The following is a 23,162-nucleotide window of genomic DNA, read 5'->3' as shown; positions in this document are numbered from 1 at the left end:
CAATCAACCTCCAATGGCTGTGACAGGATCAACTTTAAGAATCGTCCGGACTGGGACAATTGCACCGAGTAAGCCGGTGAGCAAAATGCCAATAACAACTGCGATGCTTAAACCGGCGGAGAAAATCATCGGCACACCCAGAGGCATGAACCGCGCTGTAACTGCCGTCAGCACCCCACCGAGTATCAGACCGAATGACACAAGCATGAGTGCTTGCGCAATGGTCGTTTTAACGAGGGTCCGCGCCGGTACACCTTGTGCCCGTAAAACGGCGTAGTTAGGAATCTTCTGCATGGTCAAAATGTACAGGAAGACCGCGATGACAATCAACGAAATCACAAATAGAAAACCAATCATGAACGCAAACGTGCTATTTTGGGCTGAATAACCCGGCAGCTTCTGGATAAATGTATCCGCTGTATAGGTTTTCAAATCGCTGTTGTTAACTTTAAAATCAGCCGACTTGGAAATAATGCCGCTAGCCGTAAAAGTATCCGGCAAGTTGTGCAGTTTTCGCCATGTCGCCATGGTGCCGTAGACAACCGGGGCGACACTCATTTTGGCATTTTCCGTGAAACCGACGATGGTATATTGCTGGCCGTTTGTGGTTAGCCGCACCTTGTCGCCAAGCTTGTAGCCTTCATTTTTAAATTGTGTATCCACGACAATTTGATTGTCACTTTGCACGCGATGACCGCTCACCAGCTGCATGTCCTTGCCGATGTACTGATTCCAATCAAGCCCGACCATCGTCGAACGAATTTCCGAGTGCTTGCTGCTGGTCGCAACCGCGCCGATTGTACCGACATAGGCTTGCGATTTGCCTAGCTTAATCGCTTTTGTCTGCTCCGACGTCAGCAGCGACTGGCTCAAATTGATATCCGAGTCCTTTGCCAACACCACCTTCGATGTGTCCCAGGACTCGATTGCTTGCGTATTCTGCTGGGCAAGCCCATTAGCCAACGCACTGAGAATAAAGACAAGGTAAGTCACCAGCAAAATCATACCGATGATCAAGCCATAGCGTAATTTTTCATGCCAGATTTCTTTTAATGAAAGATACATTGTTTCACTCCTTAACTTGCAGCTGAGAAAGTGCTGCCTTCAAATGTGCCAAAATCAAGGTCGCGTCAGCCGGATCAGCCAGTACCTCGGAAATCGCACTGTGGCATAACGACGCGACAGCCCAGTCGGTTGCATCTGCGGGAACTTGTGGCTGGGCCACATTCACCAGCCCGCTATTTTTAGTGAAATGCAAGCGGATGAAATCCCGGTCACGACTCTCACTAGCCTCATGCAGAAAGTCAGCTGTTGCCGTATATGGATCTTGCCGCATGGTCGGACCCGTGATACCCGCGTGCAACCGCCCGATCACCTGTCCAAAGGCATAGCGATAGGCGTCATCTAGATCCGTGAAGTACTTATAAAAAGCACCGCGGGCAATATCAGCCTGCTTCACGATGCGCGCCACCTGCGCCTGCGCTAACGGATATTGAGAAAATTCTGTGATGAGTGCAGCTAAGACCCGTTGTTGTTTAGCTGCATCTAAATGTTGAAAAGTAGTAGATGCCATGATTGCCCCCTGTGGTGACACGGTGTCACTAATTGATAATTCGTAGTTTATACGGAAAGTGACACCGTGTCAACACGTTTTGCACAATCTTTTTGTGAATTTTTATTGAAATGGTCATTTTTAACTTCTAAATCAAATAGCCAGCAAAAAAACCGCCTCTTTGAACCAATAGGCGGTTTCTGCTTTATTTTTCTGTGTCCGATGCAAAGGAACTTTGTACACCAATAGTATATGCTTGCTCGTTCCCTCTTTAATCGAACTTAATACCTTTTAGCCATTGATCCACTAATCTGTTGCGATCAGATTGTTCATCATTTGTGATTCCCAATGGCTGATGATAACTTGGCTGTGCCTGCAATCGCTTCATTGTGGTGAATGCCTCTTTCGGCGAGCTGCTCCCGCTTGTAAAAAATGGCGCTATGTGTATCCCTGATTGAAACTGGTGTTGGCGGAAAAGCTGTTGCATGGGCAAAGACAAGTTTCCGTACCACACTGGTGACCCAACGAAAATGGTTTTATATTGATGCCAATCAATGTCAGCTGTCTTCAATTGGGGTAATTGGTTTTGCCTAATCTCCTTTTTCACCTCAGCGGTTGTTGCTGAATAGGTCGTTGGATATGATTTTTCTGTCTGAATTGCCACAATATCACCACCAACGCGGTGATGAATCGACTCTGCAACCTGTTTTGTGTGCGATGTTAACGAATAATACACGACTAATGATCGACCAAAATTATTGTTACTCGTCATTTTCTTCACTGCTTTTGTTGAAGGTATCTCGGAAGACTTGCCATTAGAAATCTTTCCCCTTTGATTACCACAACCCGTCAATTCGACCGCAACTAGCAATAAAATCACAAATAATATTTTCTTCATGAAAATCGACACTCCATTTTGCACTTCTGCCAACCCTACCAAGCAAGACAAATACGGATCTGCTGTTAAAAATACTCAAAGCCGTTTTTAAGGGGGGAAAGTCATCTATGATACTACCAAGGTTGAATTGTAGGTCCCACTGTAAGCTCACTAACGTTTGTGTCTTCGGGCATATCAATTGCAAATTCAACAACCTTAGCAATTCGATCAGGCGTAATTTCGTAAGTATCGTAAGTTTTCTTCAGCTCTTGGGCACTAGCTTCGTCAGTAATCGTATTTAACAACTCAGTTTTAATGGCCGCTGGATAGATAGTGGCAGTCCGGATATGACTGCCTTCTTGTGCCGATTCCATTCGTAACACTTCCATAAGCTCACGCACTGCCCACTTTGTTGCCCCGTAAACCGCATTATCTGGGTAGGCTTTAAGACCGGCTACTGAACTCGTTGCAATAAAGTTTCCCGATCGTTGCGCTTTAAAAAATGGTAGGGCTGCTGCAATCCCGTTCAAAACGCCCTTTAAGTTAACATCGACAATTTGATTCCACTCATTTGTTTTTAGAGCGGAAAGTGGTGAACTGGGCATTAAGCCAGCATTAAGAAACATCACATCAATACCACCGAATGTTTTTTTAGCAAGCTGAACAAGATTTTTACTGTCCTCTGGTTTGACAACATCGGTTACTTGATAAATTGATTGGCCCCCTTGATTTCTAATTTCATCAGTCAGTTTTTCTAACTTCTCTTTACGGCGAGCACCAAGAACAACCTTGGCTCCTCGACTCGCGAGCAATTTAGCAGTTTCAGCACCGATACCACTAGATGCACCTGTAATCACAACAACTTTGTCTTTTATCATAAGCGTTCTCCTTTGCTATCCGCCTAGTTTTGTTTCGTCTACTAAAGATTTGACCAAAAACACTCAGCTTCCGTTGAATCAACATCAAGGAAACAACCGCGGTATTATTTCTCAAGCACATGACTATGAGGTCCTAGCTCGCTGGATGTTATCTTCAGCATAAGTACTCTATCTCCTACTGTCTAACGCTTTTATTTAATATCGAACTATAACAAATTAACATGAGAGGAAATCGCATTAAAAAACATCGTTCATTTATACTCACAGTTAGCCACTACCACTCATCGTCTAAATTAAAAGTTTCTCGTTAAATTCATGAGTAAATTTCAACTGACTGAACGTTTTAATAAGCATTAAAGATCGTTATAAAAATTTGTTATTTTTTTGGCATTTCTTATACCCGACTTTGCTCTCCGTAATTGTATTCGTCATTAGACTTTAGATATGTTAACAGAAGTCTTTATGGGACATTCATACCACAAAAAGAGTTGTCCTTCTGCAAGTAGCCGAAAGACAACTCTCGTTTTCACTTCAAACCTTATTCCACCCGCAGCTGATCCCCAGGGTGAATCACACTCAAAATCGTCTTGCCATTCAATGCAGCCAGCTTGTCCATGTCATGTCCGTACTGGTGCGCAATCGCCCACCAGCTCTCCCCTGGTTGCACGGTATGAAACCGAATCGTTGGCACGCGCGCGACACCATCGTTGAGTGTGCCAGTGAGACGCGTTGTATAGTGGCCAAAAAAGTCGTAACTCATATCAACACCTAGCCCTTGAAAGTTATTCGTGAACTGCCATGTGCCAACATTATCGACGCCCGGTTGATTCACACCATAACTGGCAAGCCACAGGTTTTTCGGGATCAAGGCGACCCGCTCAAAGCGCCGCGTGGTCAGCCAACTGGCCATGGTATACAGATCCGTGTGCGGATATCCGATCGCTTTGACCGTTTGGAGAAAAACATTCGTCAACCCCGTCAACTCACCAGATAAACCCGGATCCTCCACATCCGCCGCCATGACCGATTCCGTGGGTAGCCTTAAAGCCTTGGCCGTGGTTCCGAAAAACCGTCCTTCCGCCACGGCATCAGCACTGTTGTGATAATGCGCATAATGATAACCATGCACCTGCATCCCCATTCGCCGGCCGGCCGCCAATTGTGCCGCAGCTTTGGGATTGCGGTAGGTGGTGCCTTCTGTCAACTTCACCACCACTGCCTTTACACCAACATCCGCCAGTTGATGAAACCAACTGTCCGATTCCGGCTGCCAGCTACTCACATCTGCCATTAATATCACCATCTCGGCCTCCTACAACTTGTCCTTTGCATCCAACTTTGTCATGAATTTCTCAATACTCGTAATCAGGACATCCAACCGCCGCTCGATCCGCGTCAGTAAAAATACGGCAATCACAACGCCAACCGCCTGATCTAAGACATACGTCAATAATTCCTTATCCATTTTTTGTTCCTCCTAAAAAGTGAGCGGTCTTCAACGCGCTTAGCAGTCGGCTTATAAGCGGCCTTTGGCGTCATGACCACTCTTTGGTCATTGTGGCCGAGGTCCTTATGTTCAGTTTTTTGCAACTGAGAGCGCGTTAGTCACTGCTCCCCAAATACGCACGATCATTATCCGACCACCTGCCGATACTTGGCCTGCAACTGCTTACGTATCTTCAAAACTCGTTGCCGACTAATCTGTAATCGACCTGCGATGCCAGCATCTGACAAGTCAGCCAATCGCAAGCCCAAAACTGTTCGCTCCATAGGCGTCAAAATAGCCGCGAGTCGTTGCAGCTGACCATCCCATTCCAGCGATGTCTGCACATTCAAAACAGTGCTGGCAAAAGTCGTTTTCTGCAATAAAGTGATATTACTTGGCAACCGCTCAATCACGCTTCGCTGCCGGTTTTTATGCATTCGCTGCATCAACGTCAGATAAACAAAATGCCATGCCAGCTTATTAAACTTGCGAATGGCAGCCTCATCCGTCAATGGATCGCGATATCGGTTGAAGTAGTTGAGGTACACCAACATCCCATCATCACGCCAATCCTGAAAATCACTTCGATCACGCCGAATCCCCAACTGCGCCAAAACTGCATACACCACTCCTTGATGTGCGAGATACAATGCAAATCCTGCCTCCTCCTGTGCCATCTCCTAATCCAATCCGGCGCCTAGTGTCTTTCGATATCGATGGGTTTAGTTTATGCGGGCAGCGAGTTAGTTGTCGTGATCGCAATCAAGTAACCAAAACGCTGACCAATCAAAGCGATATGTCTGCACTAGCGCAGAATCCCCAAAAGATCGCTTAACCATTAGCGCGCGACACGATAATTGCGGAGGAAAAAAACATCAAAAAACGCGATCGGCCAAAATCGTCCTATCGCGCATCCACCAGTATCGTATTGATCGTCAAGTCAGCCTGAAAACCACGAAATTTCACAGTTGTTAATTAATGTTACATAAGAGATAGATAAACATTTGAAAAAAGCGTACATTTTTTCCATTAGTAAAAATAGCTTGTCCGGCAACTTCACATCATAGGGGGATTGACCATGCAGCCTTCGCGCAAGATCGCATCCAATATTTTTAAAGGATCGCTCGGCAATATGATTGAATGGTACGACTGGTACGTTTACGCCGCGTTTGCTGTCTACTTCAGCCCCTCGTTTTTTCCAAGTCATGATCCAACGAGTGAACTGTTGGATGCTGCGGCAGTATTCGCACTTGGATTTCTGATGCGGCCGATTGGTAGCCTTGTGATGGGCCGGTATGCTGATCGCCACGGGCGCCGGGCCGGGTTGACCTTATCCATCCTGATCATGGCCAGCGGGTCGCTGTTAATTGCCTTATTGCCAAATTATCAGACAGTTGGTATTTGGGCACCTGTTTTGTTAGTGGTCATTCGGCTGTTTCAAGGCCTGTCGCTTGGCGGTGAATACGGGACAAGCGCTACTTACCTGTCAGAAATGGCCGAGCCTTCACGCCGCGGCTTTTATTCAAGTTTTCAATACGTCACCTTAGTCAGCGGCCAATTGATCGCACTTGGGGTTCAGATTATCCTGCAGATGTACCTGACTGAAACAGAACTCAGCTCCTGGGGTTGGCGCATCCCATTTGCCATCGGTGCAGCTGGTGCTCTACTCGTTCTCTGGCTGCGACTATCGATGGACGAGTCAAACCAGTTTCAGCACATGTCCACCAGTCAACGCCAATCAGCTGGCACGATACGCGCCTTACTTAAGTATCCCAAGCAAATCCTGACCGTGGTTGGCCTGACGCTCGGCGGCACTATCTGCTTCTATACTTACACAACTTACATGCAAAAATTCATGATCAATTCGGTTGGCTTGCCCAAAGGAACCGTGGCGTTAATCAACTTCGCTGCCCTCTTCATCTTCATGTGCCTTCAACCTTTGGCGGGTTACATATCCGATCACATCGGCCGACGCCCCTTGCTCTTCTTTTTCGGGATCGGCAGCACGGTCTTGACGGTCCCACTATTTTGGCTGATGCAAACCACCAAAACCCCACTGATGGCATTCCTGCTAATGTTAGTCGGCCTCATTCTTGTCACTGGCTATACATCCATCAATGCGATTGTGAAAGCGGAGTTATTTCCAACCGAAATTCGTGCACTCGGTGTTGGTTTTCCGTACGGCCTGACCGTCGCCTTGTTTGGCGGAACAACTGAGTACATCGCACTATGGTTCAAGCAAGCACATCACGAAAATTACTTCTTCATTTATGTTTCGCTATGTGCGCTTATTAGTCTGATTGTTTATTGGCGAATGACTGAGACGATGCATGCTGAGTGGGATTAACCGCCAAAAAAGGACGACTTTTTCAATGAAAATAAGATCTTCAGCAATCAAAAATAAATATTGCTCATACTAATCCATTGACTTTCTAATCGACACACCATATACTCATTGTCAACTAATCAAAACATCATATTGACTTATGCGTTGAAGAGAAGAGTAAGCGTGAATCCGTTTAAAGAGACTGCCCGGTGGTGTGAGGGTGGAACGGTGAAGCACTGAAGATGAGCTCTGAGCATCGGCAACCGTGAAAGCGGGCGCCGCGTCAGGACTCGATACCGTCCCAGACATCGTTTTGACGGTGTTGTTGAGTTGGCGGGAGCAATCCCAGCCAAGAATTAGGGTGGTACCACGAAGGTCTTCGTCCCTGTATTAAACATACAGGGGCGAAGATCTTTTTTGATTAAACAGGCAAAGGAGTTGGTAGCGGTGGGGTTTGCAACATTGTTCGAAGTTTTGCAGCATTTAGCACCATACTTAGGCATCACATTTTGGATCATTGGCGCATCAGCACTTTTCGTACTTGTATTCGGCTCATTAATCTCGTTGGTGCATTTCAGCCATTCGCGCGTTCTGGAATTGCTTTATAACGGGTTCGTCAGTCTCATGCGGGCAACACCAGTTTTATTGCTATTAATGCTAGTATTCTACGGCATGCCACTTCTATTCCAGTTAGTCGGCATTGACATTTCGTGGTGGGCCAAAACCAGTTTCGCCATTCTTGCTATCGGATTGGAAAACAGTGCGTACTTCTCTGAAAACCTGCGTAGTGCTTATGCCTCGCTTCCACAGTCACAATATGATGCCTGTACATCGTTGCATTTCAGTCGCATCGCAGCCATTCGCAGAATTTTAGGTCCGCAGGTTTTTGCGGCCGCACTGCCAAATATCGGGAATACGCTTATCACAATTGTCAAAAACTCAGCCTACGTCTATGTCATCGGCATCACCGACCTATATGAGCAAGCCCAAATTATCGCCCAAGCATCATTTGGCAAACAGCAAGTGGTCGTTTTCATTGCCTTGTCACTCATCTACTGGGCAATATGTGCAGCTATCCAAGCATTTTTCACCCAACTTGAACGCCGCCGGTCTTGGTCAGGAGGTGCAAAATGACGATTTTCTGGCAAGATTGGCAACAAATCATCCCAAGTGTTTGGACAAGCATTTACATCGCACTGTTGGCAATTCTTTTTGGGATCCCGATTGGTTGCCTCATCGCTTGGATCCGTGTCAAACGTCCGCCAATCCTCAATCAATTGGTCGGCATCTATCTCTCGTTTGCTCGCAGTGTGCCGATGATCGTTGTCCTTTATATTCTGTACTTTGCATTACCGAACCTTACGACTGTGCTAAATGGCGGTAAGGGACTGCATATTCCCGCCACTGTGGTTGCTGTCGCTGCTCTCGCACTATTCTCCAGCGCCTACTTTGGTGAAACTTTCCGCGCGGCCTATCAAGCACTCGACCCGGCGCAACTGGAAGCAGCACTCGCCTCAGGACTGAGTAAGCGCACGGCGATGAAACGCATTGTCCTACCACAAGCGGCCGCGCTTGCCCTGCCAAATGTTTTCAATAGTGTCATGGACATTGTCAAAGGCACGGCCATTATTTACAACATCGGCCTGCTGGAGATCACTGGCACTAGCATCCTTGTTGGCTCCAAAACGTACCAATTCATTCCAGCCTACCTAGCAGCTTGGACAATTTACCTAGTTCTTTATTGGCTCGTCAGCGCTATCTTTCATCTCATCAAGCGTCAAGTCACATACTTACACTAAAAGGAGTTCTTATCATGAAAAAATCTCGTCTTGCACTCATTGCTGGCACCGCCGTTCTCGCATTATTCCTCGCCTCCTGTGGCAAATCCGGCACCGCCAGTTCGACCAGCAGTTCAAAAGTTAAGACAGTTCAAATCGTTGGCCCGTCAGCATCTCAACCCTACCAAATTTATAAGAGTAAAGATAAACTGTCCGGCTATAATGGCGATATTCTTGCCGCTATTCAAAAAGACCTCAAAAACAAATATAAGTTCCAGTATCAAGTCACTGAAGCAAACTCCGTCTTTGTGGGCTTACAATCTGGTAAATACGATCTGGCAGTGGGCAATTACTACTACTCGACTGAACGTGCTAAAACCTACGACTACTCACGCAACCCTACCCTACTGAGTGACTTGCGCTTGGTTGTACGAAAAGATGATAACAAAATCACTGACCTTGCATCGCTGGCGAAAACAAATGGTAAGTTGGAACCGATTGATGTTGCTGATCCGCGGTATGGTATCGTTGAAAACTGGAATAAGCAGCATCCCGAACAGAAAGTAACACTCAAATCATCCGGTTTCGTTGATACAGCTAACCAGTTCAAAGATATTGTGAACAAACAATATGATGCCATTCTTTACCCACGGACAAACTTTGATACTGCCCAGAAGAAGCTCAACGAACCGCTCAAGCTTTCTAAGTCAATCGCAGTCTTCCCAGTGGTCTATTACTATCACAAGAGTTCAACCAGCACACAACTACGTAAGGATATTGACAAAGAACTCCTCAAATTGCGGAAAAATGGCACCTTGGCCAAATTGTCCCAAAAGTGGCTTGGTAGTGATCCCTTTACTGCAAAAAATGATCGTGTGACTGACGTGACCAAGTCTTACGCTCAAGAAAAGTAGGTGATTTTGATGGGCTTGTTAGAAGTTAAAAATCTCACCAAAACATTCAAAGGGAAGACAATTCTCGCCAACCTTAATCTGACCGTTAATGCCGGTGAAACCTTAGTCATTATAGGCAAAAGTGGCGCGGGCAAAACAACCCTTCTACGATGCCTGAACCTGCTAGAACGGCCGACCAGCGGCAATCTCACACTGGGAAACAACACTTACGATTACAGTCGGCTCACAGCAGGCGATATCCGGACAATCCGTGATCAACTCGCTATGGTTTTTCAAAACTACGCCTTATTCAACAACAAAACCGCTTTGGAAAATATCACCGAGCCTTTAATCTACGGCCAGCATCAAACAAAAGCCGAAGCGCAAAAGACCGCTCAAACCTTGCTTGAGCAATTAGAACTAACTGACAAAGCAAACTTATATCCTGCAGAATTATCTGGTGGTCAACAGCAACGCATTGGCATTGCCCGAGCAGAGGCCTTACGACCATCAATCATCCTTTTCGATGAACCCACTAGTTCACTAGATCCGGCCTTGGTCGGTACGATCAGTCGTGACATTCTTTCGTTGCGCGAAAAAGGCCAGACGATGATTGTTGTAACGCATCAACTGGATTTTGCCCAACGGATCGCAACGCAATGCGCTTTTCTAAATGAAGGCCATCTGGTCGAAGTCGCGCCTGCCGACCAATTCTTTACACACCCAGCCCAACCGGAAACAGTTGCGTTCCTGAATGCTGCAAAGGAGGCGGAGGCATGAACGCAACGATTATTGGTGCCGGCAATACCGGTTTTGCTTGTGCAGCAGATCTTGCTCGCCATCATATCACGACAACGGTTTACTCACGCGATCCTGCCAAAGCCGCCAAGCTAACTGAAAACCCCTTCGCCATCACAGGCCGCTTCACAACTACCCAGCCTTTAAACGTCAGCTCTGACCTAGCCGCCAGCATTCAATCAGCCGACGTCATCATCGTTGCCACTTGGGCCAACGTACACACCACCGTTATTGATGCCTTGCGACCGCTCATTCATCGAGGTCAAGCCATTATTTTTCTCAATGGTAATTGGGGTCTGCTTCAAGCTGTTGCCGCCTTCACACCAGCATGGCTCGCCAAAAAAAGCGTCAGTATTTTGGAAACATCAGGCATGCCTTACGTTGCTCAATGGCAGGATCATTCATTGCACATCAGCGAAATCAAGGATAAAGTAACGGTTTCGACTTATGGCGCCAAAGAAGCCAGCATCAAAGGCATTAATTTGCTCAAACAGTTATATGCTCAAGTGATTGAGGCGCCTAATATCCTGCAGGCAAGTCTAAGTGCGCTTAACCCAATCATTCACGTACCCGTCTCCCTCTTCAATCTTTCTCGCATCGAACACACCGCGCCTTTTCATATCCTGACAGACGGATTAAGTCCCGCCGCAAGAGCTTACATCATGCACATTGACGACGAACGCAAACACCTAGCAAGTGCCTTGCACATACCATACAGCAGCATTGTGCATCAACTTGCCACACAATGGGGAACAGACTTTGACACGCTACGAGAGGTGTTTCATGGACTACCTACCTACCGCAACCTGCCCGCCCCAGACAGCTTGCAATCACGGTTCATCGTCGAGGATTTACCATTTGGCATCGATCCACTGGTTAAGCTAGGCGAAGTTCTCGGTGTTTCACTGCCATACAGCGAGAAACTAGCAGCATTTGCACATGCTGTTTTTGATCAGGTGCCGGAACCGGATCTCGGATTTATTAATGCTGAGACAATTGCTGCAGTTCAGGGAACTGGGTCAGCATAAATAAAGTTTCAAGTTTCACAAAAAAGTTTTCGCCTAATTCGTTGTTGTTTGATGTATTGTTGCTGTGCATATCCTTAGTCTTTACAAACAGTATTAAGTATATGTTCGAAATTCAATCCTAATATCTTGGGATCAAATCCAGACACCATATAAAAATGCCTCCAACAGAGAATCCTCTATTGCAGGCATTTTTAAGTTGTCGGTCTTCATTAACAAGTTGTGAATCAAAGAAATCCTATTTGGCATTGCCAACATTGGCAGGCAACTTCGCCTTCGCTTCCCAATACGCCTTCAGCAACTTCTCAAACATTGCACTATTCGGTTGAATCTTCGTATATTGAGCAATGGCCTTTTCAATTCCATGCGTTTGGATAAACTGCTGCATTTTGACCGCTTGCTTATCATCAGGATTATGGAAAAGCAAGGCACACGCAGCACCGCGTAATAAATATTGATTATCTAAGCCAAAAGACTCGCATTCATTCGCAGGGCCAATGATCCGGTCATTGGGAGAAAGCTTGCGGATCGGTTCTCGGCCAACACGCGTCACCGGATCAGATAAGCCAGGTGTCGTCATCCGCTTAACGAACATCGTCTCAATATAATCTTGCAGTGACTGTTTCGAAAAATGATACTTCGCCTCAAGGGCTGCTGCCGATTCTGCCATAGCCGCCTTCACTTGGTGCAATAGTCTCTCGTTGTGTAAGACTTCTTGAACCGTGTGATAGCCGTGAACTTGACCCAGATAAGCACTGATCGCATGACCACAGTTAATGATATAAATCTTACGTTGCAGGTACATTTCCAAATTATCAACGTATTCTGCGCCTTTAATTGGTTCGCTATTAGGATCTAAAAGCTTTCCTCTTTCGATCGCAAGTTCATACGCGTCGCCCACTTCAATACCCTCTTGCCCATGATGATGACCATCAAATACAACGCGATCAACAGCCGTATTTGGATAAACTGCCGCTTGTTCAAGCTGCTCACTGGTCATCTCGCCTGTATCGAGCATTGCCTTTTTTAGGATATCTGTTCCCATAATGGCATTCTCACAAGCCATAACCGTCATTTTAGGCAGATGTTTTTCTAACCGCGCCTTCAAGCCTTTCGCGATAAGTGGCGCAACTTTGGGTAAGTTACTGGCCATGACTGATGTGGTCACTATGTCGGCATGTGTCATTGCCTCAACGACACCATCAGGATCTTGAATGGAAGAAACAGCATCCACATTGTCGATTATCCGTTCTTGATAATCGTGATCAATTAGAAAAAGTCGATACTGTTTCTCTTTCCTCAACTGTGCCACTGTCTTCTCAACAACATCTGCAAAGACAATGTGATAGCCGCTTTGATGAAGCAAATCTCCAATGAACCCTAACCCTATTTTTCCTGCGCCAAAATGGACTGCGGTTGCCATAATCTCCATCCTCTCAAAAGATAACTTGTTAGTGCTCACTAAGTTTCAAAATGCTGAGGACCGTTTGCTTGTCCTTGGCCTCTCGAAGTTTTTGGATATTGTTATCCTCCGTCAATGCCTGCGCGATTTGACCAAGGAGCTGAACATGTTCCTCTCCCTTGCCGGCGACGCCAACTAGAAGGTATGCCGTGTTGCCATCGAAGTCAACACCATCTGGAACCTGCACAAAACAGATTCCTGAATGCAAAATGGAATCCGACTGGGTTAACCCATGTGGCATAGCAACTCCATCGCCAAGATAAACTGATAAATCTTCCTCACGAGCAAACATCTCCTGCTTGTAAAACGGCTTCACATAGCCACCTTCGATCAGGATATCAGCACACGCTGAAATGGCCGCATTCTTATCTTGGAAACTTGCCCCTAAAACAATGTTTTCAACTGGAAACAGTGGTTTTTCAAGCACTTGCTCGGCAACTTGTGGCGTTATTGCCGTTTCTTCGGCTGCTTGTTTTTGCGTTACATGATCGTCAGTGTCACCCACCATCGTTCTTATCTGATCAATGATGCGTTGATATTCTGTTCGATCCATAAAATTTTTAACCGTTAAAATTGGCAGACTGCCTTTACTCATCATTTCTGCCCGCGGCTCTAAACTTTCATTAGTAACAATCAGATCTGCTCTACTGGTTTCATCGCCAATATCTGCAACCGCCATATGGTCCACTTCTGTTGACAGGCCGACTTTCTTGAGTTCGGCACTTAATATTGAGGCCCCCATTGCTGATGAACCCATACCAGCATCACAAGCAAAAATAATCCGATTTAGGTGGCGCAACTGATTCTTGGGTGCTACCGCAATGCCATCATCTTTTTCAGCTGTTTGAAGTTCCTCAGAAACAGCTGGCGCGGCAGGGCCTGCAGTAGCTACAGCAGCCGTGTCAAAGCTTGAAAGCATCTTACTAGCATTTGGCTGCCGAACAAACTTGAGGATTAGTCCCGTCACTGCAAACGAAACCGCCAATGCGCCAAAGTAAGCAATGGAATTAACTAGAAGGCTGCTCTTAGGTGTCATCATGTAAAAGGCGAATACCGATCCCGGAGATGGTGGCCCAACTGTGCCACCACCAAAGAGTGAAAGGACGGTTAGTGAAAAGATATTACCAGCCATCGGGCCAAGAATAGTCAGCGGCATCATTAAGCAATAAGGGAAAACGACTTCAGCAATACCACCAAAGAACATGATAACCGCTGCCCCAGGAGCCGTTTTCTTCGCAATACCTGTCCCAAACTTTGCAAACGCTAAGGCTGTCCCAACCCAAATTGCGCCATTAGCTTCAACTAGGAACAAGATTGACTTACCCGCTTCGGCTGCTTGTTGCAGTCCAAGTGGCACCATGATGCCATGATTAATCGCATTATTTAAGAATAAAATCTGCGCTGGCTGCACAAACAAACTGGTTAAAGGAATCAAATCACGTTTGGTCATGAAATTAACGCCAGCAGACAAGAAGTTCTGAATACCCGTAATAATAGGGGCAATTGCCAAGAAACCTAAAATGACCAGAATAAAGCCAAGAATACCTAGCGAGAAGTTATCCACCAACATTTCCATGCCAGGTTTAACTTTGCCTTTAACCAGCTTATCAAACTTTTTCAATAAGATTGCACCGATTGGGCCCATAATCATGCCGCCAACCAGCATCGTGACACTCGAGCCAACAATGACGCCAAGGGTTGCAAAAGCTCCAATGACCCCGCCTCGACGTCCATAAATGTTGGCCCCCGCCGTGTAACCAATCAGTGCAGGAAGCAAGTAAGTCAGAATGGGGCCGACCAATTCATTCAACTGCTTATTCGGCGCCCAACCTGTTGGAATAAATAGTGCAGTTAATAATCCCCAGCCAATGAAAACACCAATATTTGGCATAACCATTGCGCTAAGTGTTGCCCCAAATTTCTGGACTTTCGCTTGCGCTACCTTTAGGTCCATAATGATCCCTCTTTCTTAACGCTCCGTTTGCGCTTTTATCATCATGATGATGGTGGCCTATTCCAAATTAGCATGACGAGGAAACATCGTGTCAGTCGTCTCGCCGGTCAATTTCATTAATCCCAAAATAATGGCGTCATAAGTTAACCAACTGAGCTGTTCAAACAAGGTCCCCATTGGTTGCACCGAATGAGCAGTGTCGGCTGCCCCTGTTTCGTTTTTAGGCGTTTCGCCAGGAATCGCAATGATCGCATCGGCCAGACTGCCGATTTCGGCTGTTGGATAAATCGTCACCGTTGCCAATTTAGCGCCCACCGCTTTTGCCTTCTTAGCATCAACCACCAGGCTACCCGTCGATCCGGAACCAGAGCCGATCACAAGTAGGTCGCCTTCCCCAATTGATGGGGTCGTGGTTTCCCCGACAAAATAGGCGTGCAATCCCAAATGCATGAGCCGCATAGCAAAACCGCGACCTGCAAAACCAGAGCGGCCTGCACCGCCGACAAAAATCCGATTTGCTTGAAAAGCCATCTTGGCAACAGTTTCGACTTGGGTGTCATCAATCATTGGCGCATATTGATCCAGTTCGCTGATAATTGTCTTCAAACTTTTTGCTTCCATGATTATTCCTCCTTATTAAGCGCTTACATTTTCATGCGAATGAATTTTGTCGGCCAAAGCCTTCGCTGTTGCGACAGGATCGTCGGCATGATTCACCCCGCCGCCAACAATAATGATATCTGCGCCAAGGGCCTGATACTGGTCAACCGTGCTGACTTTAATGCCGCCTGCGACTGACAGCTGTGAGTGCTTACTCAGTTGTTTAACTTGCTTCAATGCATTCAAAGGTGTTTGCCCCACCGCTTGCTCATCAACGCCAACATGAACACTGATGCTATCAACCCCAACATCCTCAAGTTCCTTGATGCGGGTGTTCAAGTCAGGCACACAGATCGTATCAACAAAGACTTGCTTGCCATATTTCTTTGCCGCAGCAAGACAAGCTTTGATCGTCAAGATGTCCGTCACACCGAGAACTGTGCAGTAGTCCGCACCAGCTTTAAAGGTAAGCTCAGCTTCATACTCGCCTGCATCCATAATCTTGGTATCGGCCAGGATCTTTTTTTCCGGAAAATAACGCCGAAATTCGCGAACGGCGCGCATCCCTTCTTGGATGATAAACGGGGAGCCAATTTCAAAAATGTCGACATAGTCTCGAACTTTTTCGGCCAGAACCAACGCATCTACAAGCGAGATATCGTCTAATGCAAGTTGCAACTTCATAAGAATTCTCCTCCTCAAGGCTGATATTCCTTTTGACAAGTTCAGTATAGCCGGCTAATGTGTATCTTGCAACATAAAATGTTTAAATTGCCACATTTTATGTTTAATAATCAACAAATCGTGGCGTTGTTGCGTTGTATTTGCTACAATCGAAAGCGAGAAGGTGATTAGCCATGGCAAAATTAAGTGCCATTGACAGACAAAAACAGCTCGTTGATCTGATCTCACATCAAGGAACCATGAAGATCACCGAGTTAGCCACTTATTTCAACGTATCTCGCGAAACAATTCGGCGCGATCTGCAGGAACTCGACGATTCTGGTGCCGTCAAGAAATGGTACGGTGCAGTGATGCCCGTTCAGGATTTCAATATTCCGCCAGTTGAACAAAGAATGGCCAGTTTTCACGAACAAAAACTGGCCATCTGCAAAAAAGCGCTGTCCTATGTTTCCCAGCGCTCAACTATTTTTATTGATGCCGGCAGCACGGCGCTGACCTTTGCAAGTCTGTTAAAAGAAACGGCTGGCCATACGATCATCACAAACTCCATGCCTGTTGTGAATGAACTCGTGACCAGTCAAAATCATCTCATCAGTGTTGGCGGCTCGGTCGATCCTTTGACGTTTGCGACAATGGGCACACAAACACTCGGCTTCATCGAAAAAATCAGGATGGACATGGCATTCTTAGGCACATCCGGCTTCGCTGAGCACAATGGTCCAAGTTCAAACAGTCTTGACGATGTCGAAATTAAACACAAGATCATTCAAAACAGTCGACTGAACTTCGTCTTAGCGGACAGTTCAAAAGCTAGTTCCTCATCACTTTCCCAGTATGCAAATTGGCATGATATTGATTACTTAATCACTGACAACAGCTTACCTGCCAAAATTAAAGATCAGCTGACGGCGCAAACAGAAGTTGTCACGGTCTGATCAGGTTAAGTTCAGCTAAAAAGGAGGTCGTTGGTCTGTGCGATGTATTCTCTTTGACATGGATGGGACACTGATTAACTCTGAAGCCAAATACTATGCCATCTGGGACCAGTTACTAGCCGATAATGGCTATCATCTTACGGTTGATTTTTATCGTCACATTCTTGGCATGCCCATGAGCGGTATTCAGCAAACTTTCACGCACCACTATGGGACAGGATTTCCGTTTGATACACTCTTTTCGGCCTTTTTGAAACAGCGAACAGCGCTGGTTCAGCACGGCAATTTTGAACTCATCCCAGGTACGCGTACCTTCCTCGAAGCTTGCGGCCACCACCAAATCAGTTGTGGCTTGGTCACTTCCTCTTATCGAAACGAAACCCAGGCGATTTTAGAAAAGCTCGATTTAGCTAGCTATTTTCAATTCGCCTTGTTCGGCGACGAGACGCAACATGGCAAACCTGATCCCGAAATCTATCTGCATGCCATCGCCAAATCCGGTTTCCCACCGGATGAAGTTGTCGCTTTTGAAGATTCTAAGAACGGCATTTTATCCGCTAAAAACGCAGGCTTAGCGGTTTATCGCATTGAAAATCCAGTCCCGATAGATGCTGATATTCTCGACTTGGTCACGGTATCTTTTAGCAACTATGATGAAGCCCTTGAATTTTTTCACTTAAATCAAGAACAGTTGCAATAATCGGGTAATGGTAGCCCTTTCAATCAGGTTGCCGCTCCCACGCCGCCTAGCTGCTTCCTCTGTCAGGCGCAATCAAAAACGACGATCCGCAAAGGTCGTCGTTTTGGGCTTGCAAAATTTATTTTGGCTGCTTGTATTAACGTTTATCAAATTTCATAGAGAAAAATAATCCGCCAAAAGGTTATCAATATTAAAACGTATATGCACAGTAACTGAGCGTTTCTCAATAAAATTGAAAATCAATATATAACACCCGTTGTCCTATGTGAGGTCGTCACGCTGCAGGCGACTCTGATAAACTGAAGCCAGCAGAGAAGGATAATGAGCGGTGGTGCCTGATTCGGAAAGTAGGTGGTGCCTATGGGACTAGTTCCTATAACCCACACTTTTAAAAGAAAGGTGTCATGTTTTGCCGGTGATCGCTATCATCACAACGATCACAGCCTGTGTAGGTTCATTGGTAGTGCTGATCATCGTGTTCACACGATTGATCAAAGCAACGACCATGCTGCTTCTAGCAGTTCACGAACTTATGCAGGCGCTCGAAGCATTTCGAGAAAAATAGGCAAACTAAAAGCCGCGCCAACCTTCACCGGAATGTCGCGACTTTTGGTTGCCTAATTCTGTGTGCCACCGTTTGTTTGATGGCTCTGCAAGGGCATTTGCCCGGCCGTTGTGTTCGAGCACAACGGCTTTTGCTGTCTTTAGTATAGCATGCTCTTCTGGAAAATGGCTAGTTGTATCTTTCAGTTTTTATCCTACCTAATGACGGATAAACCTCTGAATTGTCAGCAACGACCAAGCTGCTTCTAGCAGTTCACGAACTCATACAGGCGCTCGAAGCATTTCGAGAAAAATAGGCAAACTAAAAGCCGCGCTTCCTTCACACGGGTTTCGCGGCTGTTAGTTGCCTAATCCTGTTTGCCACTGCTTGTTAGCTGGCTCTGCAAGGGCATTTGTCCGGCCGTTGTGTTAGCGCACAACGGCTTTTTGCTGTCTTTAGTATAGCATTCGCTTTTGCAAAATGGCCAGCTATGTCTCTTAGTTTATCCTGTCAGTGCCAGATAAATCCTTGAGTTTTTAGATCTACAAGCGATCTGACCGTATCAGATAATCACTTGATTATTTTAGACTCGCTTCACCCGCCTCTTTAACCATAAAATACCTCCTACGCAAATTGCTAAGATCATTTGTCCAAGAACAATCGCTAACTCATTGACGTGATTCCCAGCTTGTGGCAATGTCTCGGTTTTCTTTTTGGTCATTGTTGTCTTTGCGTTTTGATGTATGTCGTCTCCGCCTTTGCCAGTAATCGAAGCAGGGGGATTCTCGCGATCGTTAGAAATGCTGGATCCGGTATTGTCTTCAATGTTTGTCTCTTTTTCTGTTAAAACCGTCACTGTGGCTTCTTTGCTGATCTTGTTACCAGCAACATCCGTATAAGTGTACGTAACGGTATAAGTTCCCTGCGTCTTTAGATCTACTGTACCGGTAACGGTTAAATTAGACATGGCCAAAGCATTGCCATCTGCGTCTGTTGCGCTAACTAAATTATTGGCCGCGTTCCAAGCGGCTGATGGACCTGCAACCATTGTTGTATCTTTAGTCACAATATCAGCCTTGGACGCGATGACTGTCACGGTGGCTTCCTTACTAATTTTGTTGCCTGCTGCATCGGTGTAACTATACGTTACCGTATAAGTTCCCGGTGTCTTTGAATCTACTGATCCGGTGACGGTTAAATTAGAAAGGGCCAGAGCATTGTCCTTTGCATCTGTAGCGATAACTAAATTATCAGCCGCGTTCCATGTTGCTGATGGGCCTGCAACCATTGTTGTATCTTTAGTCACAATATCAGCCTTGGACGCGATGACTGTCACGATGGCTTCCTTACTAATTTTGTTGCCTGCTGGATCGGTGTAGCTATACGTTACCGTATAAGTTCCCGGCGTCTTTGAATCTACTGTTCCATTGATCATTAAATCGGAAACAGTCAAAGCATTGCCATCTGCGTTCTTAGCCTCAACAAAATTATCAGCCGCGGTCCAAATAGTCGATGCTCCTGCGACCATTGTTGTATCTTTAGTCACAATATCAGCCTTGGACGCGATGACTGTCACTGTGGCTTTTTTACTAATTTTGTTGCCTGTCGCATCGGTGTAACTATACGTTACCGTATAAGTTCCCGGTGTCTTTGGATCTGCTGCACCGTTGACGGTTAAATCAGAAAGGGTCAAAGCATTGCCATCTGCGCCTGTAGCCTCAACAAAGTTATCGACCGCGTTCCATGTTGCTGATGGACCCGCGACCATTGCCGTATCTTTGGTTACAATATCAGCCTTTGACGCGATGACTGTCACGGTGGCTTCCTTACTAATTTTGCTGCCTGTCGCATCGGTGTAACTATACGTTACCGTATAAGTTCCCGGCGTCTTTGGATCTACTGCACCGGTGACAGTTAAATCAGACACAGCCAAAGCATTGCCGTCTGCGTCTGTAGCGCCTACTAAATTATCGGCCGCGTTCCAAGCGGCTGATGGGCCTGCTACTAACGTTGTATCCTTGGTTACAACAGACGCTTGAGACGCACGATAGGTATAAGTAATCGTTTGATTCTGGGTCGTATACAACTGGTTGCTATTAATATGGTCAGTATTTTCTTTTACAAAAACATAGCCCGGAATCGTTGCTGACTCAGAAGTGTAGCTTTGTCCTACACGACCGGTCTGAATTTTATCACTGGCTATAGTGTTTCCATTTTCATCTACAAATTTTTCAGTTAGTTGACCAGTACTGTTCCAAATTGAAGTAATTGGATTGATAGTTAAGTCGCTGATCTTTGTCGTGCCATCGTTCGAGTACACATAGACGCCTGTTGTGGCTTGGTCCCCAATATTTTCTGGCCGCATAAAGAAATTTTGGGTAATTGACTTTTCCCCATCATTCGCAAAGGCTTCGATACTTGTTTCGTCAACATAAACCGTAATTGTAATTGATCCATCCGCATTCACTGTTGCGTTCATTTTGTCTCGTGGTGCTCCCATGTTGGGTTCACCGGTATTGAGTCTCTGAACGTACAATAATCCCGTAGTTAAATCATACCCAACGATCATGTCATATTTTTGATCATCAGATACTCGCAACTTAAAGCCAACTGATTTCGGTTTGTCAGCTTCGTCCCAAGAAAAAGTTGCACTTATCTTATATTGTTTGCCTTCGTACTGGACTTGCTCATCGGAACGCGTAACCGTAAAGTTACTTTCAGCCTTGTTAATAACATTGGCCTCTTCGTTATTAGCAATTTCTTTGACCACAGTATTCGTCAGCAAGTACCCGTCTGTTGTATCAGCATTCTTTTTGAGGCTCAGCTCACGAGGAAGTGTCATATTGCCAGACCAAGGTGAAGTTTTGGCCTCGTCCACATAACTCCAATTCGACTGCCAAGCCAACATAACCGTTCGACCATCAGGCATGTTGGAGAAAGGAATACCCGCATAAAAATCCTCTCCTGAATCCATCGTCATTGGATTTTGCAACGTTTTTGAACTCTCAGGTACCCAAGTTCCGTCGGCTGTCATATTACCAACATAATATTGCATCCCAGATCCTGTGGCATGTGCGCCTTGTTGGACACTGATGCAAAAGACCCACTTTGTTTCATTTGTTCCAGCTACCTTCATCGGTACCAGTGATGGGCATTCCCATACGCCATTACCAACATCATTTTCACGTTCAATCTTAGAAGCATATGTCCAGTCCAACAGATTGCTAGATTTATAAATGAGGGCTTGCTGACCAGACACAACTGTCAAATAGTATTGTTTGTTAACCGCATCGTAGACCACGCTTGGATCGCGGAAGTTGGCGGCATCTCCTCCTTGGTTCATACTGGTTGGAATGATTGCCTGGGGATTAGCTGCATTACCATCCTTCGAATATTGAATAAACGTTTTGCCACCATCGAGGCTGTAAGCCAAATGTTGCTCCTGAATTTCTGTTAAACCAATCCACGTCCCCCATCCGTCTTCAGCACCATCATTTTTTCTAGTCGCGATCTGATAATCAGCAGTGTAGAAAGCCAGAATGGCGTCTTTTCCTAAGCCACTGACATTGTTAGTGTCAACAACAATCGAGCCACTGAAAATAGCCTTTTTGCCGTCAGCGTCACCCCAATTTGTTGTTGGTACACCAACATATCTAACTTCGCCTTTATCTTTTAGCGAACCAGTTGTGTTGGTATACGTAAAGTCTTCCCACCCCTGATTCTGTAGCATTGGAATGGCAACGTCCTCTTGTGTCCAATTAATTAAGTCCTTGCTGACGGCGTGGCCCCAAGACATATTGCCCCACTGATTACCTTCCGGATTGTACTGATAATACAGATTGTAAAGCCCCGTCTTGCTATCATAAAAAAGACCATTAGGATCATTGATCCAATTCTGGCTACTTGAGTAGTGATACTGGTTTCGGTATGGTTCATTATACTGATCGTTTTGACTGACGTCAGAGGTGACTGCATTGGTTGCAATTGTTGCGGACGATGCTGGTTGGTCAGTTTGAGATTGTCCCACACTACTTTGTACTTGTTCATTACTTGTCGGCAACGTGGTTTTCGAAGTGGGGAGCGCTTTGTCTGAATCACTCGTTGTTACAGATTTTGTCAAATCATTGTCGGCAGTATCGCTTTTGGAAGTCTCTTTTTTATCAACAGCTGGTTGACTGATTGTACTACCAATTGATGTCTTGCTGTCGCTCGAACTAGGCAAATCAGCCACACTTGATGATGATGCAGTTGCCGTACTATTGACTGAAGACTGAGCCGTCTCACCTGTCGTTTCATTATTAGGCTGACTACCAGTGTTTGTTTGACTAATTTGGGTAGACGAAGCACTTGTCGCAGCGCTTACATTTTGCCCGTCATTAAAAAATGAAACGATAAGACATGTTGATAAGCAGGCAAATACCCATACACTCTTGCTTTTATACATCTTGTAATGTTTCTTTTCATCCATTTCCAACTTTATTCATCCTCCTATTTGTTTGACGCATTTCATATACATGAAATCTTCTGGTTGCCGCTGTCCATTTACCACATTTTGCTAAGTAGCCTTACGACAAAAAAAGTCGATGAGAACTGAATCTCACCGACTTCTCAGTCCTGCCATAGTTGCACTTATCACTGATAAATGAAGTATCTACAATTAAAGTCACCTA

Annotated in this window: 20 protein-coding genes; 8 read left to right on the top strand and 12 right to left on the bottom strand. The window is 45.7% G+C overall.

The annotated features are described in order from the left end of the window. Positions 1-3: 3 nt before the first annotated feature. The 7 genes from AC07KQ_RS02110 to AC07KQ_RS02080 form a co-directional block, all read right to left on the bottom strand. Entirely contained in the window at positions 4-1,065 is a 1,062-nt protein-coding gene (locus tag AC07KQ_RS02110) for an ABC transporter permease (RefSeq protein WP_003563374.1), read from the bottom strand. 4 nt (positions 1,066-1,069) lie between these two features. Further along, positions 1,070-1,573 carry a TetR/AcrR family transcriptional regulator gene (locus AC07KQ_RS02105; protein ID WP_003563372.1) on the bottom strand — a complete coding sequence of 168 codons (504 nt, stop codon included), beginning with the start codon at positions 1,571-1,573 and terminating at the stop codon, positions 1,070-1,072. A 250-nt stretch (positions 1,574-1,823) separates the two neighbouring features. Beyond that, a complete protein-coding gene (locus AC07KQ_RS02100; RefSeq protein WP_003583257.1) occupies positions 1,824-2,450 on the bottom strand; it encodes a flavodoxin in 627 nt (208 codons plus the stop codon). Between the two features lie 113 nt (positions 2,451-2,563). Continuing rightward, positions 2,564-3,307 (bottom strand): SDR family oxidoreductase, encoded by a 744-nt coding sequence (locus AC07KQ_RS02095; RefSeq protein ID WP_480156585.1) that lies wholly within the window; start codon positions 3,305-3,307, stop codon positions 2,564-2,566. A 538-nt stretch (positions 3,308-3,845) separates the two neighbouring features. Next, positions 3,846-4,610 carry a GH25 family lysozyme gene (locus AC07KQ_RS02090; RefSeq protein WP_003563366.1) on the bottom strand — a complete coding sequence of 255 codons (765 nt, stop codon included), beginning with the start codon at positions 4,608-4,610 and terminating at the stop codon, positions 3,846-3,848. A gap of 9 nt (positions 4,611-4,619) precedes the next feature. Further along, positions 4,620-4,772 carry a YvrJ family protein gene (locus AC07KQ_RS02085; protein WP_003563363.1) on the bottom strand — a complete coding sequence of 51 codons (153 nt, stop codon included), beginning with the start codon at positions 4,770-4,772 and terminating at the stop codon, positions 4,620-4,622. 167 nt (positions 4,773-4,939) lie between these two features. Beyond that, on the bottom strand, positions 4,940-5,470 hold the full coding sequence (locus AC07KQ_RS02080) for a sigma-70 RNA polymerase sigma factor region 4 domain-containing protein (protein ID WP_003563361.1): 531 nt from the start codon (positions 5,468-5,470) through the stop codon (positions 4,940-4,942). Between the two features lie 401 nt (positions 5,471-5,871). Between AC07KQ_RS02080 and AC07KQ_RS02075 the strand changes: the two genes are divergently transcribed. The 6 genes from AC07KQ_RS02075 to AC07KQ_RS02050 all read left to right on the top strand — a co-directional run bounded on the left by AC07KQ_RS02075 (position 5,872) and on the right by AC07KQ_RS02050 (position 11,616). Further along, complete coding sequence (locus tag AC07KQ_RS02075) at positions 5,872-7,140, top strand: MFS transporter (protein ID WP_003563359.1); 1,269 nt, start codon at positions 5,872-5,874, stop codon at positions 7,138-7,140. Between the two features lie 426 nt (positions 7,141-7,566). Next, a complete protein-coding gene (locus AC07KQ_RS02070) occupies positions 7,567-8,253 on the top strand; it encodes an amino acid ABC transporter permease (RefSeq protein ID WP_003563357.1) in 687 nt (228 codons plus the stop codon). Further along, positions 8,250-8,918, top strand: a complete 669-nt coding sequence (locus AC07KQ_RS02065) for an amino acid ABC transporter permease (protein WP_003563355.1) — start codon at positions 8,250-8,252, stop codon at positions 8,916-8,918. Before AC07KQ_RS02070 ends, AC07KQ_RS02065 begins: the two co-directional genes overlap by 4 nt. Positions 8,919-8,932: 14 nt before the next feature. Beyond that, positions 8,933-9,811: a transporter substrate-binding domain-containing protein gene (locus AC07KQ_RS02060; RefSeq protein WP_003563353.1), complete on the top strand. Its 879-nt coding sequence runs from the start codon at positions 8,933-8,935 to the stop codon at positions 9,809-9,811. A gap of 9 nt (positions 9,812-9,820) precedes the next feature. After that, positions 9,821-10,570 (top strand): amino acid ABC transporter ATP-binding protein, encoded by a 750-nt coding sequence (locus AC07KQ_RS02055; protein WP_003563351.1) that lies wholly within the window; start codon positions 9,821-9,823, stop codon positions 10,568-10,570. Further along, positions 10,567-11,616: an NAD/NADP octopine/nopaline dehydrogenase family protein gene (locus AC07KQ_RS02050; protein WP_003563349.1), complete on the top strand. Its 1,050-nt coding sequence runs from the start codon at positions 10,567-10,569 to the stop codon at positions 11,614-11,616. The genes AC07KQ_RS02055 and AC07KQ_RS02050 overlap by 4 nt, the downstream gene beginning before the upstream one ends. A 235-nt stretch (positions 11,617-11,851) precedes the next feature. Here the strand turns inward: AC07KQ_RS02050 and AC07KQ_RS02045 are convergent, their stop codons facing one another. From AC07KQ_RS02045 to hxlA, 4 genes are read right to left on the bottom strand one after another with little or no spacing between them, the layout of a single operon-like run. Continuing rightward, positions 11,852-13,036, bottom strand: coding sequence for a mannitol-1-phosphate 5-dehydrogenase (locus AC07KQ_RS02045; protein ID WP_003563346.1), 1,185 nt, complete (start codon positions 13,034-13,036; stop codon positions 11,852-11,854). A 28-nt stretch (positions 13,037-13,064) separates the two neighbouring features. Next, positions 13,065-15,029 (bottom strand): PTS mannitol transporter subunit IICBA, encoded by a 1,965-nt coding sequence (locus AC07KQ_RS02040; RefSeq protein ID WP_003563344.1) that lies wholly within the window; start codon positions 15,027-15,029, stop codon positions 13,065-13,067. A 57-nt stretch (positions 15,030-15,086) separates the two neighbouring features. Next, positions 15,087-15,650, bottom strand: coding sequence for a 6-phospho-3-hexuloisomerase (gene hxlB, locus AC07KQ_RS02035; protein WP_003563342.1), 564 nt, complete (start codon positions 15,648-15,650; stop codon positions 15,087-15,089). 15 nt (positions 15,651-15,665) lie between these two features. Beyond that, positions 15,666-16,313, bottom strand: coding sequence for a 3-hexulose-6-phosphate synthase (gene hxlA, locus AC07KQ_RS02030; protein ID WP_003563340.1), 648 nt, complete (start codon positions 16,311-16,313; stop codon positions 15,666-15,668). A 173-nt stretch (positions 16,314-16,486) separates the two neighbouring features. Between hxlA and AC07KQ_RS02025 the strand changes: the two genes are divergently transcribed. Both AC07KQ_RS02025 and AC07KQ_RS02020 read left to right on the top strand, forming a co-directional pair. Continuing rightward, a complete protein-coding gene (locus AC07KQ_RS02025) occupies positions 16,487-17,248 on the top strand; it encodes a DeoR/GlpR family DNA-binding transcription regulator (RefSeq protein WP_003563338.1) in 762 nt (253 codons plus the stop codon). A gap of 37 nt (positions 17,249-17,285) precedes the next feature. After that, on the top strand, positions 17,286-17,948 hold the full coding sequence (locus tag AC07KQ_RS02020) for an HAD family hydrolase (protein WP_003563336.1): 663 nt from the start codon (positions 17,286-17,288) through the stop codon (positions 17,946-17,948). Positions 17,949-19,075: 1,127 nt separating this feature from the next. Here the strand turns inward: AC07KQ_RS02020 and AC07KQ_RS02015 are convergent. Next, positions 19,076-22,966 (bottom strand): bacterial Ig-like domain-containing protein, encoded by a 3,891-nt coding sequence (locus tag AC07KQ_RS02015; RefSeq protein ID WP_480156584.1) that lies wholly within the window; start codon positions 22,964-22,966, stop codon positions 19,076-19,078. Positions 22,967-23,162: the final 196 nt, after the last annotated feature.

The organism is Lacticaseibacillus sp. YLM2-1 (genome assembly GCF_056583465.1).
The sequence above is the reverse complement of the archived record's forward strand: the minus strand, read 5'-3'. Positions and strand labels throughout refer to the sequence as shown.